The sequence below is a fragment of the Ligilactobacillus faecis genome, assembly GCF_029889745.1.
Lineage (GTDB): Bacteria > Bacillota > Bacilli > Lactobacillales > Lactobacillaceae > Ligilactobacillus > Ligilactobacillus faecis.
In genome coordinates this window covers 564,609-581,288 of record NZ_CP123639.1, presented here as the reverse complement: position 1 = coordinate 581,288, position 16,680 = coordinate 564,609, and the positions used below count along the sequence as shown (strand labels likewise).

The 16,680-nt window shown below is 41.0% G+C and carries 13 protein-coding genes; 7 read left to right on the top strand and 6 right to left on the bottom strand.

What is annotated here, in order from left to right:
• The first annotated feature begins 12 nt into the window (after window positions 1-12).
• Entirely contained in the window at window positions 13-4,674 is a 4,662-nt protein-coding gene (locus QFX10_RS02950) for a glycosyl hydrolase 53 family protein (RefSeq protein WP_280606734.1), read from the top strand.
• A 109-nt stretch (window positions 4,675-4,783) separates the two neighbouring features.
• On the opposite strand, the gene QFX10_RS02945 is transcribed toward QFX10_RS02950, so the two are convergent.
• From QFX10_RS02945 to QFX10_RS02935, 3 genes are all read right to left on the bottom strand, one after another.
• Entirely contained in the window at window positions 4,784-6,145 is a 1,362-nt protein-coding gene (locus tag QFX10_RS02945; protein WP_280606733.1) for an ISL3 family transposase, read from the bottom strand.
• A 174-nt stretch (window positions 6,146-6,319) separates the two neighbouring features.
• A complete protein-coding gene (locus tag QFX10_RS02940) occupies window positions 6,320-6,703 on the bottom strand; it encodes a VOC family protein (protein ID WP_280606732.1) in 384 nt (127 codons plus the stop codon).
• A gap of 12 nt (window positions 6,704-6,715) precedes the next feature.
• Window positions 6,716-8,026: an MATE family efflux transporter gene (locus tag QFX10_RS02935; protein ID WP_280606731.1), complete on the bottom strand. Its 1,311-nt coding sequence runs from the start codon at window positions 8,024-8,026 to the stop codon at window positions 6,716-6,718.
• Between the two features lie 285 nt (window positions 8,027-8,311).
• Between QFX10_RS02935 and QFX10_RS02930 the strand changes: the two genes are divergently transcribed.
• Complete coding sequence (locus QFX10_RS02930; RefSeq protein ID WP_280607221.1) at window positions 8,312-9,190, top strand: ROK family protein; 879 nt, start codon at window positions 8,312-8,314, stop codon at window positions 9,188-9,190.
• 47 nt (window positions 9,191-9,237) lie between these two features.
• On the opposite strand, the gene QFX10_RS02925 is transcribed toward QFX10_RS02930, so the two are convergent.
• Genes QFX10_RS02925 through cbiM form a run of 3 tightly spaced genes read right to left on the bottom strand, consistent with a single transcriptional unit; the run spans window position 9,238 to window position 11,795 of the window.
• Window positions 9,238-9,963 (bottom strand): energy-coupling factor ABC transporter ATP-binding protein, encoded by a 726-nt coding sequence (locus tag QFX10_RS02925; RefSeq protein ID WP_280606730.1) that lies wholly within the window; start codon window positions 9,961-9,963, stop codon window positions 9,238-9,240.
• 19 nt (window positions 9,964-9,982) lie between these two features.
• Complete coding sequence (locus QFX10_RS02920; RefSeq protein ID WP_280606729.1) at window positions 9,983-10,804, bottom strand: energy-coupling factor transporter transmembrane component T family protein; 822 nt, start codon at window positions 10,802-10,804, stop codon at window positions 9,983-9,985.
• Complete coding sequence (gene cbiM / locus QFX10_RS02915) at window positions 10,776-11,795, bottom strand: cobalt transporter CbiM (RefSeq protein WP_280606728.1); 1,020 nt, start codon at window positions 11,793-11,795, stop codon at window positions 10,776-10,778. The genes QFX10_RS02920 and cbiM overlap by 29 nt, the downstream gene beginning before the upstream one ends.
• Before the next feature lie 526 nt (window positions 11,796-12,321).
• Between cbiM and QFX10_RS02910 the strand changes: the two genes are divergently transcribed.
• The 5 genes from QFX10_RS02910 (at window position 12,322) to ureC (ending at window position 16,660) form a co-directional block, all read left to right on the top strand.
• Window positions 12,322-13,530: an ammonium transporter gene (locus QFX10_RS02910; protein WP_280606727.1), complete on the top strand. Its 1,209-nt coding sequence runs from the start codon at window positions 12,322-12,324 to the stop codon at window positions 13,528-13,530.
• A gap of 39 nt (window positions 13,531-13,569) precedes the next feature.
• Window positions 13,570-14,088 carry an AmiS/UreI family transporter gene (locus QFX10_RS02905; protein WP_280606726.1) on the top strand — a complete coding sequence of 173 codons (519 nt, stop codon included), beginning with the start codon at window positions 13,570-13,572 and terminating at the stop codon, window positions 14,086-14,088.
• A gap of 25 nt (window positions 14,089-14,113) precedes the next feature.
• Entirely contained in the window at window positions 14,114-14,416 is a 303-nt protein-coding gene (locus QFX10_RS02900) for an urease subunit gamma (protein WP_280606725.1), read from the top strand.
• A 160-nt stretch (window positions 14,417-14,576) separates the two neighbouring features.
• On the top strand, window positions 14,577-14,921 hold the full coding sequence (locus tag QFX10_RS02895; RefSeq protein WP_280606724.1) for an urease subunit beta: 345 nt from the start codon (window positions 14,577-14,579) through the stop codon (window positions 14,919-14,921).
• Window positions 14,922-14,938: 17 nt separating this feature from the next.
• Window positions 14,939-16,660 (top strand): urease subunit alpha, encoded by a 1,722-nt coding sequence (gene ureC, locus QFX10_RS02890; protein ID WP_280606723.1) that lies wholly within the window; start codon window positions 14,939-14,941, stop codon window positions 16,658-16,660.
• The last annotated feature ends 20 nt before the right edge of the window (window positions 16,661-16,680 follow it).

Genomic DNA, 16,680 nt, shown 5'->3' with positions numbered 1-16,680 from the left:
GCGAAAGAGATAATGTTTGAAAGAAAAGTTCACTACAAAATGTATAAAGCTGGTAAGAAGTGGGTCTTTGCAGCGATCACGACTTTTGCCCTTGGAACAGTGATGACAACGACTGTTTCAGCTGATGAGACGACACAAGCCGAAGCAACGACAGCAGTCAGTCAAACGGCTTCAACGCAAACTGCGACACAAACTGCCAAACCAGATGCAACAACGACTGAGGCTACAAAAGAGGCTCAAACAGTAGCTGCTACAGATGTAAAAGCAACACCACAAGAAGTAACGACTGAGGCTCAAACAAATGAACTGCAAGCGTCAGCTACAACAGCAAGTGAAACAACTCAAACAGAAAAAACGGCGCCAACACAAACAACTTCAGTAGCGGCACCTGCTGCTACAATTCAAGCAGAAGAAACAAAAACGCCTGATACAGCGCAAAAAACAAAAGACGTTGCGTCAACAAATGCAACTACACCAGTTAAAGAAGCCCCAACTTATACTCAAGTCAAAGAAAACGGAAATTGGTATTTAAAAGATACCGCTGGAAACTACATGACTGGGTTCCAAACGATCGCAGAGCAAAATAAGGTCGTCTATTACGATCCGACTGATCATCAAATGCAATACGGTCAACAAAAGATCAATGGTGACTGGTACTTATTTGATACGTTCGATGGTGCGATGCAAACTGGAGTTCAATATATCAAAGACCAAGATAAGTTAGTTTACTACAATGAAAAAGGTCAAATGCAACATGGGACAGTTACGATCGCAGGGCAAACTTACCAAACAAACGAAGTCACTGGCGCCTTTGTTGGTAAAGGTCAACAAAAGATCGCCAACAATTGGTACTTATTTGATAACAACGGTAAAGTTTTAACTGGTTTCCAAAATATCAAAGATCAAAACAAGACAGTCTACTACAGTCCTACGACAGCTAAGATGCAATATGGGCAACAAAAGATCAATAACAATTGGTATAGCTTTGATACGTTTGACGGCGCGATGAAGACAGGTTTTGTGAAGATCCCTGAACAAAATAAAACAGTCTACTATGCACCAAACGGTCAAATGCAATATGGGCAACAAAAGATCAATAACAATTGGTATAACTTTGATACATTTGACGGCGCGATGAAGACTGGCTTTGTAAAGATCCCAGAACAAAATAAGACAGTCTATTACGCAGCTAACGGTCAAATGCAATACGGCTGGCACTGGATCGATAATGCCACACGTTATTTTGATACTTTCAACGGTGCGATGACAACAGGGCAACGTTTGATCAATGGTCATTGGTACTTATTTGATCAAAACGGAGCTATGCAACGGGGACTCCAAACGATCAAAGAACAAAATAAAACGGTCTACTATAATCAAGACGGTTGGATGCTTTATGGTTGGCAATGGGTCAATAATGCCACACGTTACTTCGATACCTTCAACGGGGCAATGAAGACAGGTCAACAAAAGATCAACGGACATTGGTACTTATTTGCCCAAAATGGGGCCATGCAACGAGGCTACCAATATATTCCAGAACAACAAAAGATCGTTTATTATAACCAAGATGGCTGGATGCTTTACGGTCAACAAAAGATCGCTGGCGTTACCCGCAACTTTGATACGTTTGATGGTGCTTTGAAAGCTACTGGTCAACAAAAACTTGGGGCAGATTGGTATCTTTTCAGTAATGATGGTAAAGTTTTAACTGGTTTCCAAAATATCAAAGATCAAAACAAGACAGTCTACTACAGTCCTACGACAGCTAAGATGCAATATGGCCAACAAAAGATCAATAACAATTGGTATAACTTTGATACGTTTGACGGCGCAATGAAGACAGGTTTTGTGAAGATCCCAGAACAAAATAAGACGGTCTACTATGCACCAAACGGTCAAATGCAATATGGTTGGCAAGAGATCGCTGATGATAAATACTACTTTGATACGTTTGATGGTGCGATGTATACAGGAAGCCATAACATTGATGGCAAAGATTATACTTTTGATGCTAAAGGTCGTTTATTACCAATGACGACTCAAGCATATCGGGAACAGATCGCACAAGAGATCGCTAAAAAGATCGAAACAACAACTGGTCAAAAGATCGATCATGATTGGGACAACCAAAATGATAACTACTTAGCTTATAGCGTACATGATGTGGCACAATTAGTTGCCCGAAGCAATTTAGCCGCTACAAGTGAAGCTGTGCAAACTAACTTGAAGAATAATGCTTTATTTACTGGTAAGGCTGATGTCGTTTGGGTCAAGAGTTATACGCAAAGTGACAAGGAAAAAGGGCTTCAAAATATCGTCGCTGACTTTATGCAAGCTTATCCAGCTTTAAGTGATCTTTCTAAGACAGCTCTTGGCGTAGGTGTCAAAGAAACTGAAAACGGGATGAACGTGGCGGTGGTCGTCTTTACTTTAGGTGACAATACTAGTTCACAAGTCCAAACGACAACTTCACCTGTGACTGTAACTGTCAGCGATGTATATACGGCACCAGGGGTCAACATAACGGCTAAAGACGGCCTAACACCAGGCAGTGTGCTTGAAACAGCTGATCTTAGAAGCTTTAAGATCCCAGAAAGTTTATTGACAGGGCCTAAAGGCGAAAAGATCAGTGAACAAAACTTAAATATGATCTTTAGCAGTCTAGCTGGAAATGAAAGTGGTCTTGAAGGACAAAAGACATATGAAGGAACAGACGGGAACGTTTACCACTATGTCTTCTGGTTGAACGATAAAGTTGATGGCCAAACAGTCGGCAAGCAAGCTGTTTTCTTAGCTGCTAATAAAGATACTGTTTATGGTGGTCCGATCAAAGTCAGCTATTCAGCAACATTGACTTGGGGCGCACCAGTTGCACCAGAGACACCAGCTGCAGGCACACCTACGAGCCAAATGACAACAGAACAGATCGATCTGGCTTATAAGACAGGGACAGATACTGGCCTACGTTATGATGCAGTTAAAGTCGAACCGATCGCTGGGATGACTTCAGATATGATCCGTGGGGTCGATATCGGTAGTTATCAATCATTGATCGATGCTGGCGTGAAATTCTACGACTTCGCTGGCAACGAAGCACCGATCTATAAAGTTTTAGCTGATGCTGGAGTCAACTGGATCAGATTACGTGTTTGGAACGATCCATTCGATGCTGAAAACGAAACGTATGCTGGTGGGGCATGTAGTGAAGCTAACGTTGTCAAAATGGCTAAAGATGCTTCAAAATATGGCTTAAAAGTCTTGCTTGATTTCCATTATTCAGATTTCTGGGCTGATCCAGCTAAACAACCTCTTCCAAAAGCTTGGGTCGATCAATCTGGTGATGCTTTAGCTAAGAGCGTTTATAATTACACAAGTAAAGTTTTAGGCGATCTTAAAGCCACTGGCGTTGATGTTGGTATGGTCCAGATCGGAAATGAGATCACAAATGGGGTCTTTGGGATCTATTCAAACCGTGACCGCGGTGAATCTTATTTAGATGTTTGGGGCAATAAACAAAAAGCCGCTTTGATCTCACAATATTTAAATGCGGGTTCACAAGCCGTTCGTAAAGTATTGCCAAATGCGCAGATCGCGATCCAATTAGAAACACCAAATGTGACGAAATACCGTAATATCATGACAGCTTTGAAAAACAATAACGTTGATTATGATCTTTTAGGGACATCTTATTACCCATTCTGGTCAACACACGACGGTAACGGCTGGTATAAAGACTTTAATATGGGTTGGGGCGCAAACACACCAAAGAGTTTAGAAGGTGTGCAAATGTTAGCTAAAGACGAATTTGGTAAAAAAGTTGTCGTCTTAGAAACAGGTTGGATCAATAATGTGCGTGATTCTGATGGAACAGGAAATTCGATCGGAGCTGATTCTGAGATCCAAGCTTACAGCCACGATCCACAAGGCCAAGTCGATGCCATGTCTGATATGTATAAAGCTTTAGTAGCTCAAGGTGGTCTAGGTGGTTTCTGGTGGGAACCAGCCTGGATCCCAGTAAAAGCTGGTTGGGAAAACTGGCAATACAACAAAGATGCATCTGACAAGTACGGAACTGGTTGGGCTTCTAAACATGCCGTTGGCTATGCACCAGATAGTGTGATGTACTATGAAGGCAAACCGACCTGGGGTGGTTCGACTTGGGATAACGTTGCTTTATTCGATGATCTAGGCTACCCATTACAATCACTTAAGATGTATAACGGCTTTTTAACTGGTTATGAAACGCCAAAAGCACCTGAAAAAGTTAGTTCAAGTGTTGCCTTTAAAGTCGATAAAATTTGGAACAGTGATAATGTTCAATTAAAAGATGCCTTGAATGTTGGAGATACAGTCAGCGCAAATGAAGTTTCCAATGCACTTTCTGAAAGCGCCCAAGCACTTTTGCGCGGTGAAGAAGGTCAAGCGCTCGGTCAAACTAACTTAGAAAAGATCGGAAGTGGCCTTGGGGGTGTCACAACGGCACTTGAAGGTAATAAAACGTATTACACAGCCACTGGCGAAGCTTACCACTATGTTTTCTGGTTGGCCGAAGGAAAAACAGCCGAACAAAAAGCTTGGAACTTCTACAACGATAATCAAACAGCTAAGTATGGTGAAACTTTGACAGCTAAAGTCGAAGCAACTGTAACTTGGGGCGAAGCTAAAGCTTAAACTTAAACTAAAGAAGACTATCTGCGTTTTTGGCAGATAGTCTTCTTTTTTGGCTCTTTGTCAACCACTGTGTAAAGTTAAATTTTTTTAGAAGTTCCATGGAGATGGTCTAGGCTATCTTCATGGAACTTCTTGTATCTTTTCCAAGATAGGTTTGAAGGTAAATGCGTGCTTTTAAATGATCAAAGTTTCTATATCCATAGGCAGTACGTTGTATCTGTTTGATCTTCCGATTGATCCCTTCCAAAGGACCGTTTGTGTAACGTGAATACATTGGATCTAAAGCAGATATGATCGCGTCTAAATTGTCAAAGAACGATAAAAGAACTTTTTCAGATTTAGTAGCTAAGGTACGCTTAATAAGGTACTTTTGATGAACTTCGTTAATACGTTGTTTAAAGATGTCTATTTTGTTTTTAGTTGGAGCGACGATGATCTCTAATAAACGTTGATAGTCCCAGTAAGCTTCATTAAAGGTTTGATCACCAACTTTAAGTCCCAAATTTACTAAGCGCTCTGAAGTAGTCCAAATTTTTAGTGAACGTTCATAAAATTGATGGGTACAATCTAGGTCGTCATAGCGTTTTAAGAATAATTTCCAATTCCGCTTAAATAGTTTGTAGTTTTTAGAGCTGCGTTCAAAGCTATTCATCAAATCAGTTCGCATAGAGTTAAGTGCTTGGTTAAGCATTTGAACTATATGAAAACGATCAATGATGATCTTAGCATTAGGGAATAGAGTTTTAGCAATATCAACGTAGTAAGAGTTTAGATCACAACTGACGGTGCGCACTAACTGTCTGACGGATTCCGGGAATTTCATAAAATACTTGATGATAGTATCTTTAAACCTATTAGGTAAGATAGTTTGGATAACATGATTATCCGAATCAAGGCAAATAAAATGATAGCCATTGTGAGTACCTCTAAATTCATCAAAGCAAAGATGGAGCGGTAAGAAATTGAAGTTATTCCGAAATTCAGAACGAGTATGAGATAACATACGGTTAACTGTTGAAGCAGAAACACCTTCTTCATAAGCGATCGTTTTAGCGGAAATGTCATGTCTTAGTTTAGTGGCAATCTTAGCTCTAAGTGAATAAGAGATCTGACAATTTGGAGGTAGGAGCGTAGTTTTGGCAGAAATAGTTGAATTACAATTGCGACAACGGATACGAGCTGAACGAGCTTGGATAGTAGTTTGATGAGTGGCGTTGACAGCTGGGATCCGAATGAGTCGTTTAGGAGTGTAACCATTACGGTAAAAAGTGGTAAAGCCACAATTATTACAACGAAAGTTCGTTAATTCGTGAGGCAAGAAACTGATAGTAGCTTGAAAAACTTTATAAGAGATACCATTGATCATTTCATCATAAGGTTCATTAGAGAAGTGAAGATGAGGATCACTGATATCAAGACAAGATTTAACTATCGAATCAACAGAATATGTAGTATAATTTAAAGAAGTCATAATGTCACCATACTTTCTAATGATGTTTTCGTGGTTGTATACACAAGAGAAAAAGGTGCCATTATGGCTCTTTTTTTTGTGTAAAAATTTTTATTTACATACCATATCAAAAAAGCTGTGTAATGAACAGATTATCATTACACAGCAAAAAGTATAGAGCCTCTTTTTTGTGATTTAGTAAACTGCAAGTTCGATCAAGTTTCCGTCGGGATCGTTCAAGTAGATGACGTGCATCTTTCCATTGGCCCCTACCGCTTCTTTTGGTCCAGCAATGATCTCGATAAAGTAACTTTTCAAATGATTGAGAATATTTTCTAAAGGATCACTTGCGACTAAACAAAGATCAGCGCTGCCACTCGTCGGTGTTTTCGGTGTCAATTCCGAAAACGCATCGAGCTGTTGTAAGTAAAGAAGCTGATGCCCACAGCGCATGACTTTGCGATCGGTAGTGCTAAGTTCTTCTAAAACAGGGAGATCAAAGACTTCGTGATAGAAGTTGACAGCTTTTGTCAGATTTGTAACGGAGAGAACGATATGATCAAAACGTTTGATCTTCAAGATAAAACACCTCTATTGTTTATTTTTTAATGCGTTGAATAAGAAATACGATCCAAGGGCCCAGACACAAGCTTCAGTGAACGGCACACTCAACCAGACTCCGTTCAGATCGAAGAGAAGTGCAAACAAGAGCACACTTGGGATCAAGATAAAATAACCTCGTAAAAGCGAAAGGACAAAGGCCGCTTTAGCCCGTTCGATCGCTACTAATGATAACATGATCACTAAATTTTGGCTGGCAAAAAAAACACTTAGAAAATAAAGGGGCAGCCCGTTAGTAGCGATCTTGAGCAAAGCAAGTGAATGATCATGGTCAAAAGCACTGATGATCGGATATTTGAAAAAGACTAAGACAAAATATAGGATACAAGCAAGACCTAAAGCAACTTTTAAACCTAAAAAGATCGCTTCTTTGACGTGATCCCAATTGTGACTGCCATACTCGCGACTAGCGATCGGTTGGACGCCTAGTGCGATCCCGTTTGACAGAGCTAAAACGACGACCGCGATATTTGCGATCACCCCATAAGCAGCAACAGCATAATTATCACTTAGTTGCAGTAAAACCAAGTTGAAAACAAAGATACTGATCCCAGTGCTCATCTCAGTTAAAAAGGAAGGTATGCCTAGAGCAGCTGCTTTTTTTAAGTTGGTCCAAGTTGGCAACGCCCATTTGAGTTTAAGCTGTCTTTTTTTAAAGCGTGTATGCAAAGTCAAGACACCTAAACTTGTCAATGGTGAAAAAAGTGTTGCGATCGCTGCTCCAAGCATATGAAGATCAAAAACAAAGATCAAAAGCCAATCTAAAATAACGACCACGGCGGTAGCAGATAAAGTTGCACACATCGTAAGCTGAGGGTTGCCGTCATTTCGAATAAAATTGACACAAACATAATTACACATAAAAAATGGTGCTCCTAAGACGATCACGCGCATATATGGTAAAGCAACATTCATCGTCTGGGCATTAGCACCTAAGAGTGTCAAAACTTGGGTCGGGAATATATTAAAAAGAAGTGCAAGTAACGCGCCTAAGCAAAAGCAAAAGAGCAACAACTGCCCAAAAAGCGATTCAACGCGCTTAGGATCTTTGAGCTTATTGATCGAGTAGATCGTAGACCCGCCGATCCCAAACAAAAGCCCTAGGGAATTGAAGAGATTGAACAACGGTAATACGATATTCAATGCCGCTAAGCCAAGTGAACCGCCTGCAGCCGCAATGAAGATCGTATCAACTAAAACATATAAGGAAAGACCTAAAGAAGCAAAAATATTTCGCACGATGTATTGCCCGACTTCACGTTTGATACTGAGTGTTTGCAAAAAAATACCTCCAATGTTTGATCTTCCTCTATCAATCATGATCGCCTGTCAGAAGATCGGCTAGCGTTATTTTTTGGCAAAACCCGGCGATTTTGCGACCCTTATTTAATTTGAGAAAGCAAAGATGATTTTAACAAATTTTAAAGTAAAATACTAGTTGAGCGAGTTGAAAGAAAAAATGTTAAACGTTTAACATATTTTTGATTTTTTACTTTTCAAAACGCTTACTTTGCGCTAATATAATTATTAAGAAAACGATTACTATTTTAGCAGGAGTGATTAATGGTGAGTAAATTATATGGTGCGATCGAAGCTGGTGGAACAAAATTCGTTTGTGCGGTCGCAGATGAAGATCTAAAAGTTATCGAACGCGTTTCGATCAAGACGACTGTACCAGCTGAAACGATGGCAAATGTCTTTAAATTTTTTGAAAAATATCAAACTGAGCTAGTTGCGATCGGGATCGCCTCCTTTGGTCCGATCGATGTTAATCGTAAGTCAGAGACATATGGTTATATCACTAATACCCCTAAACCAGGTTGGAAAAACTACGATTTCTTAGGTGAAATGAAAAAACGCTTTGATGTGGCGTACGCTTGGACGACTGATGTTAATGGTGCGGCTTACGGTGAATTAAAAAAAGGTGCAGCTTACGGCAAAGATAGCTGTGTTTATTTGACAGTCGGCACTGGGATCGGTGGCGGTGTTGTGATCAATGGCAAAGTGATCGAAGGTTACCAACATCCAGAGATCGGTCATATCGTGATGCGGCGCCATCCAAAAGATCAATATGCCGGACATTGTCCTTTCCATCAAGATTGTTTGGAAGGGTTAGCGGCTGGTCCAGCGATCGAAGCGCGCCAAGGTGGTATTAAAGCTTATGATATTCCTAAAGATGATGAAGCTTGGGAGATCGTAGCTTACTACTTAGCTCAAGCATGTGTTGATCTAACTTTGATCTTATCACCTGAAAAGATCATTTTTGGTGGTGGTGTTTCTAAACAAGAGCAACTCTTCCCAATGATCCGTCGTTCTTTTGCAGAACAGATGAAAGATTATGTTAGCACGCCAGACCTCGATGACTACATCGTCCATGTTCAATTAGGAGACGATGCAGGGATCACAGGGTGCTTATTATTAGCTAAAGAAGCTGTTGAACAATAAAGTTTACTAAACCAAAAGAAGCCTCCCGAAAGGGGGCTTCTTTTGGTTTAGAGGACACTTAAGTGTTTCAATTCAACTGGGTCAGCCAAGATCTGATCTTTAGGCATGATCCGTTCGATCCGATGTTTTTCAGAAAATAAGATGACGCGATCGCAGATATCTTTGATCTGACCAAAATGATGACTTGACATGATGATCGTCTTCCCACTTTGGTGGAGTTTATCTAAAAGCTCGACGATCAAAGTGCGATAGTGTGGCGAAAGACCATTGAACGGTTCATCTAAAACAAAGACCTCAGGATTCATCGTCAAAACACTCCCGATCGCGACCAATTTCTTCTCGCCACCAGAAAGATGATACGGGACACGTTCAGCTAAATGTTCGATCGAAAGTAATTTTAAACAGTCATTTACGCGTTGGTCGACTTCAGCAGGGCTTAGACCTAGTTGTCGTGGACCAAAAGCTAGTTCTTCGGCAACGCTCATATTAAAAAGTTGGACGTCACTATCTTGAAAAACAAAACCGACTTTTTCGTAAAGTTTAGCTGCTTGACTAGGGTCTTTTAAGAAAGCTTCATCGATCTTTAGATCATTGAAGTAGTATTCTCCAGCATGAAGTGGAAAAAAGCCAGTCAAGATCTTTAAAAGAGTCGATTTCCCTGAGCCGTTTGGTCCCATGATGACTAAAGTCTCATTTGGAAAAACATCTAAAGAAACTTTATCTAAAGCGACATGTCCGTCGTAGTCAAAGACGGCATTACTTAATTTGATCATAAAATTTTCTCACCTTTTACTAGCCCCGCATGACGATAAACAAAGCACAGATCGCAAGTAAGATCAGGCCTGGGATGAGATCGTGTTTTTGAAAGCGAGGACGCATTTTATTTGTATTTGAAAGTTTGTAACCGCGCAAGACCATTGCTTGGTAAAGATCATTCATCCGTTGTTTGAGCGATAAGTATAGTTCACCGATCAAATTACCGAGCAAATGAAGTGAAGCTTTTTGACCTAGAGTTTTAAAGCGGATGCTATACAGTGATTCTTGCAGATAGATCCCTGCTAAATAGCAATATTTTACAGTGATATCAAGCGTTAAGATCAAAACGCTTGGAAAGTGAAGTTGTTTTAACGCTAAAATAAATTGTTGCCATGACGTGGTACCTGAAAAATAAGCTAAAGCAAGGAGCAAAGTCCCGATCCGCATCAAAAAGAGAGCAAGATCTGCTTTATGGCTCAGAAGCAGACTAGGTAAAATAAAGATCAAAGTAAAAAGTATGAGTTTGAAATACTTTTTAAGGATCGCTAAGATCGCATTGCCCGGGAAAAAAGCGATCTGACCTAAAATGATCAGTGAGACTGCCCACAAGAAGATCACATTTTGCGACAGTAAGACGAGCAAGGTCGTCAGTAAGAGCGAACAAACGCGAAACCACGGCGAGGAGTCTACATGGTAGACTGGCGTAACATTTGTCAAAAAGTGGAGCAGTTTACCGATCGAAGAAATATTGACTCCAACAAAATCATGTTTTTTCTTAAAGTCTAAATGGGTATCATTTTTTGTAGTCAGCCAAGTTGGCAACTTTGGATCAGTTGAGTTGTTCATGTTTTGTACCAAGAGCCATCAAGATCTTCCCGATGATCAAGAAAACTAAAACTGCAGTGACTGCACTTAAAATATAACCTAAAGGTAATGCTGTTCCTGGCACAGTATAACCACCGAAGGCTGCATTGAAGCTCATCCCGTGTGCCATACCATGCGGTAAAGTATTTCCTAAGTGTTCAGCGTGCATTTTGGCTAATAATTCACTTGTATCCCATTCGCCCCAAGCAGTACCACTAGCTAAAAGACCGAGGGGACTCAAGACGATCATTGCCCCGATCAACCAATAGAAATATTTGAATCCAGTTTTCATCTTAGCTGCTTGTGCTGAAGTTGCGCGACTTGGGGCGTAGATCTCAGCTGGAGCGACTTTTTTGACAAAGGCGTAAACGACGTAAGTAAAGAATGCTTCAACGACCCCAGCAACGACTAAATGAGCAAACATCATCGCAGGAACTGCGATGCTCAATGGATATGGGTTATATAGTGGTTGTCCGTTAGCCGAGACTGCAATGATCGGTTGGATCCCAAGTTCGACCCCAGCTAAAAAGGCGGCAGCGTTGATCCCTAAATAAGAGCCTAAGACCACTCCTAAACGATCATGACCATGCTTTTTGAGTGCAGCATAGATCCAATAGCCAACAAAAGGCATGACACATGCCATGTTAAAGATATTTGCGCCAAGAGCTAAAAGACCACCATCACCAAAAAGAAAAGCTTGAAGTAGTAACGCGACGGTGACGGCGACACACGCGGCATACGGACCGACTAGGATCGCAAGTAGCGTTGCGCCGACTGCATGGGCTGTTGTTCCGCCAGGGATCGGGACATTGAACATCATGACTAAAAATGAAAGCGAAGCACAGATCCCAAGCATTGGTGCTAATTCGCGATTCTTGGTCAACTGTTGTTTAGTTTTGGAAAGTGAGATCGCTACAACAGGTGTTGCAGCAACAAATAAGACCCCGCATGTGGCAGGACTCAAATAATTATCAGGAATATGCATGATAAAACCTCTTTTCTAAAAATTGCGGTATCTAAAATCACTAAAAAGACTGATACAAAATGTGCTCTATACGATAAAACTAACTTTTACTATGTAAAATGTGGTCCTGTGTAAGTGCAACTCGAACAAAGCGTCTTTGCTCATTAACTTTATCCTCCCCTGAAAGTAGTGCTTTTGACTAAATTTGTTCAAATATTTTGTTCCCTGCGCATAACCTATTTAATAGATTTAAGATACAAGGAAATTATAAGGGTGAATCTTGCTTTTAAAAGTCCGTTATATATTACTTTAAAACATAATTTTGTGTTATTTTTACGATTTTGAGCGATAAAGTAAACGTTCAAAGCTCAAAAAAGCCGTTACAAAATAGAGAAGTACAAATATTTTAACGATATTTAGACGTTAACAGTAGGCGGAAACGCCTTTTTTTTATTTGAATTAAAAAGTTAAAAGATTTCATTCTAAAAATAAGAGTAGATTTAAATGCGAAGGATTTTTACCTGAAAAAATTTTGGAGGGACTACATATGGCAATTAATAGTGGCGATACTGCCTTTATGATGCTTTGTACTGCGATGGTCTGCTTGATGACACCAGGCCTTGCCTTCTTTTATGGGGGTCTAGCTCGGAAGCGCAGTATCTTATTTATTATGATGGAGTCATTCATCTCGATGGGGATCGTGACTTTGATCTGGATGTATGGTGGCTTTGGCCTTGCATTTGGGAAAGATATCCATGGGGTGATCGGAAACTTTACTGATTACTTTGGTTTAGCACACGTGGGGCTTGTTCCAAATGCAGTTCATGCAGCTTCGATCCCATTTGCACTTTTCTTTTTATTCCAATTGATGTTTTGTGTGATCACAGTACCTTTGATGACTGGGGCTTTTGCAGAACGTTTAAATCTTAAAGGTTACATTTTATTGTTGATCTTTTGGACGCTTTTAGTTTATATCCCAGTTTGTCACTGGGTCTGGGGCGAAGGCTTCCTCTCAAAATGGGGCTTTGTTGACTTTGCTGGTGGGACTGTCATCCATACGACAGCCGGTTTTGCCGCTTTAGCAAGTATTTTTGTTTTAGGAAAACGAAAAGTCGCTAAACAAGGAATGCATCCAAATAACTTGATGGCAGCTGCGATCGGGACAGGACTTCTTTGGTTTGGCTGGTTTGGTTTCAACTCAGGTGGAGCTCTTTCGGCTGGTGCTTTAGCTACAAAGGCCTTTACGAATACTTTGATCGGGCTTGCAACTGGGATGATCGCTTGGTTGATCATGGCTAAAGTTTTACGTGGCAAGATCAACTTTGTCGATGTTATGACTGGTTCAGTTGCTGGTCTAGCCACGATCACACCTTGTGCCGGTTATATTGCACCAAGTTCTGCGATCATTGTTGGGATCGTTGCTGGTGTGATCTGTAATTTAGCCGTTGGTTTCCGCGAAAAACAAGGTTGGGATGATGCTTTAGATGTTTGGGGCGTTCATGGTGTCGGTGGCTTTACCGGAACGATCTTGATCGGACTTTTGGCTGATAAGACAGTCAATGGTGTCGGAGCTAGTGCTCACCAATTGCTCGTTCAAGTTGGTGGGGTCGTGTTAGTTGCGATCTATGCCTTTATCTTGACATACGTCTTACTCAAGATCTTAGGTGCACTTACAAATATCAAACCAACTCAAAAACAGATCGAAGAAGGTTTGGATAAGACCTTACTTGAAGAGACAGCTTACGACGAAAAATAGCTTCTTCTAGTTGTCGACTTGAAGGGAGGTGAAAACTAAGTGTTAGGCGTGATCTTACTTTATGTTGGCATGGTCTTGATGAGTAATGGGCTTTGCCGACTAACAAAAATCAATGACAAATCGGTCGTTGTGATGAACATCTTTACTGGTGGATTAGGTTTGATCTTAAATATCATCGCGATCTCGATCGGTGTGGCTAAAAATGCAGATCCTAGCTGGTATTACGCAAGCGCAACAGGACTTTTGTTCGCATTTACATACCTTTATACGGCAATAAATACGATCTATGAGCTCGATCAACGTTTATATGGCTGGTATAGCTTATTTGTAGCTATCAACTCGATCCCAGCAGGATTGTTATGTTTCCAAGGTTACGGCGGTAACGCCTGGTATGGTATCATCTGGTGGCTATGGGGCATCCTTTGGTTGACAGGTTTTATCGAAACAGTTATGAAGAAAAATCTCGGCAATTTTGTCGGTTGGTTAGGCGTTTTAGAAGGGATCATCACAGCCTGGATCCCAGGCTTTATGATGTTGACTGGCGTTTGGCCTAAATAAACTGTAGCAGAAAGGAGTTTTAAATATGCAATTAACAGAGCGTGAACGTGAAAAGATGATCATCAGTTTAGCTGGCATGATCGCTCAAAACAGAAAGAATAACGGGATCAAATTGAACCATCCTGAAAGTGTGGCTTTGATCACAAGTTTTGTGTTAGAAGGTGCTCGTGCGGGCAAGACGGTTTCTCAATTGATGGATGAAGGTCGTCAAGTTTTGACTCGTGAAGATGTCATGGAAGGTGTTCCTGAGATGATCCCAATGATCCAAGTTGAAGCGACCTTCACTGACGGAACAAAATTAGTTACGATCCACGATCCGATCCAATAATTGGATCTATCAGTTAGAAAGTTAAAATGTGCAACTGATGAGCATACGATACTTAAGGCAAATGCCTAAATTTATGAAAGGAAAAACTATATTTCTTTCTTAAATATCGTCTTCTTTATAGTTGACGATACTTAGTCACATTTATATAGCAGAAATTCAAATGGTTCCAGGAGAATATAAATTAGCTGACGAACCCGTATTATGTAACGAAGGCTACGATGCGATCAAAGTTGAAGTAAAAAATATTGGTGACCGTGCTGTGCAAGTCGGTTCTCACTTCCACTTCTATGAAGCTAATGAACGTGGTCTACAATTTGATCGCGACAAGGCATGGGGTAAGCGCCTTGACATCCCGGCTGGGACAGCTGTTCGTTTTGAACCTGGTGAAAAACGGACTGTGTCTTTGATCGATATGGGTGGTAAACGTCGTGTCTTTGGTTTCAATGATAAAGTCGACGGCTACTTAGATAATGACAATCGTGGCCTTGACCACAAGTTAAGCTAAGAAAAGAGGAATAGTTTATGAGTTTCAAAATGGACAGAAAACAATATTCCCAAATGTTTGGTCCAACTGTAGGCGACAGTGTTCGTTTAGGTGATACGAACTTGTTTGCTGCGATCGAAAAAGACTTGACTGTTCACGGTCAAGAAAGCAAATTTGGTGGCGGTAAAGTTTTACGTGACGGCATGGGAGTAAACGCAACTGAAATGCGGAAAGATAATCCCCTTGTTGCTGATACGATCATTTCAGGAGCAACGATCATCGATTATACGGGGATCATTAAAGCTGATATCGGTATTCGTGATGGCAAGATCCTAGCGATCGGTAAAGGTGGTAACCCAGATAATATGGATGACATCGACTTTGTTGTCGGTGCAAGTACTGAAGCGATCTCCGGTGAAGGATTGATCGTTACTGCTGGTGGGATCGATCTACACGTTCACTACTTATCGCCTGGTTTGACTCACGCAGCTTTAGACAACGGGATCACGACGCTCTTTGGTGGTGGTACTGGTCCAGCTGATGGCTCTAACTCAGCGACATGTGCTCCCGGTGCTTACCACATTCACCGGATGTTACAAGCGACAGATCATATGTCAGTCAACTTAGGGGTCATGGCTAAAGGTACTGGTGATGTTCCTGAAACGATCGGTGAACAGGTCGAAGCTGGGGCTTGTGCGATCAAGACTCACGAAGACTGGGGTGCTACAGCTGCTGGGATCGATAATTCCTTGAAAGCTGCTGATAAATACGATGTACAATTTGCCGTACATACCGATTCATTGAACGAAGGTGGCTTTGTCGATAATACGATCGATGCCTTCAAAGGTCGGACAGTGCACACCTTCCACACTGAAGGTGCTGGTGGTGGACATGCGCCGGACATCATGGTCGTTGCAGGTCAAAAGAATGTTTTGCCTTCTTCAACTAACCCAACTAACCCATATACAGATAATGAGATCGATGAATTATTTGATATGGTCATGGTTTGTCACAACCTTGACCCTAAAGTTCCTGAAGATGTTTCGTTTGCTGAATCACGTGTTCGTAAACAAACGATCGCAGCTGAAGACGTTTTACATGATATGGGTGCTTTGAGTATCATGACTTCTGATGCGATGGCTATGGGGCGTGTTGGTGAAGTTGCTATGCGTTGTTGGCAATTAGCTGACAAGATGAAGGCTCAACGTGGCCCACTTGAAGGCGATAGTGAATACAACGATAATAATCGGATCAAGCGTTACGTGGCTAAATACACGATCAACCCTGCGATCGTCAACGGTGTTTCAGATTACATCGGTTCTGTTGAAGTTGGTAAATTTGCTGACTTAGTTATTTGGACACCTGAAAAATTTGGGACAAAGCCTAAGATGGTCTTAAAATGTGGGATGATCACATACGGTATCATGGGGGATGCAAGCTCAAGTTTGCCAACACCTGAACCACGGATGATGCGCGATCTTTATGGTGCTGAAGGTAAAGCTGTCGGTGCAACAAATATTACTTTTGTTTCAAAATATGCTTATGACCATGGTATCAAAGAAGAACTTGGCTTAGACAAGATCGTTTTACCAGTGCATAACACTCGTAATTTGACAAAACGTGATATGAAGTTGAATAACTATGTGCCAAGTACGATCGAAGTTGATCCACATACATTCGATGTTACGATCGACGGTAAATTGATCACTTGTGATCCGATCAAGACAGCTTCCTTAGCACAACGTTACTACCTCTTCTAAAAAGATGAGTAAGTAAAAAT

What these genes read in the sequence shown, in the direction of transcription:
- QFX10_RS02925 (WP_280606730.1), bottom strand. Translation starts at nt 9,963, where the DNA reads ATGATCAAATTAAGTAATGCCGTCTTTGACTACGACGGACATGTCGCT.
- QFX10_RS02900 (WP_280606725.1), top strand. Translation starts at nt 14,114, where the DNA reads ATGCAATTAACAGAGCGTGAACGTGAAAAGATGATCATCAGTTTAGCT.
- QFX10_RS02950 (WP_280606734.1), top strand. Translation starts at nt 13, where the DNA reads ATGTTTGAAAGAAAAGTTCACTACAAAATGTATAAAGCTGGTAAGAAG.
- QFX10_RS02910 (WP_280606727.1), top strand. Translation starts at nt 12,322, where the DNA reads ATGGCAATTAATAGTGGCGATACTGCCTTTATGATGCTTTGTACTGCG.
- QFX10_RS02945 (WP_280606733.1), bottom strand. Translation starts at nt 6,145, where the DNA reads ATGACTTCTTTAAATTATACTACATATTCTGTTGATTCGATAGTTAAA.
- QFX10_RS02895 (WP_280606724.1), top strand. Translation starts at nt 14,577, where the DNA reads ATGGTTCCAGGAGAATATAAATTAGCTGACGAACCCGTATTATGTAAC.
- ureC (WP_280606723.1), top strand. Translation starts at nt 14,939, where the DNA reads ATGAGTTTCAAAATGGACAGAAAACAATATTCCCAAATGTTTGGTCCA.
- cbiM (WP_280606728.1), bottom strand. Translation starts at nt 11,795, where the DNA reads ATGCATATTCCTGATAATTATTTGAGTCCTGCCACATGCGGGGTCTTA.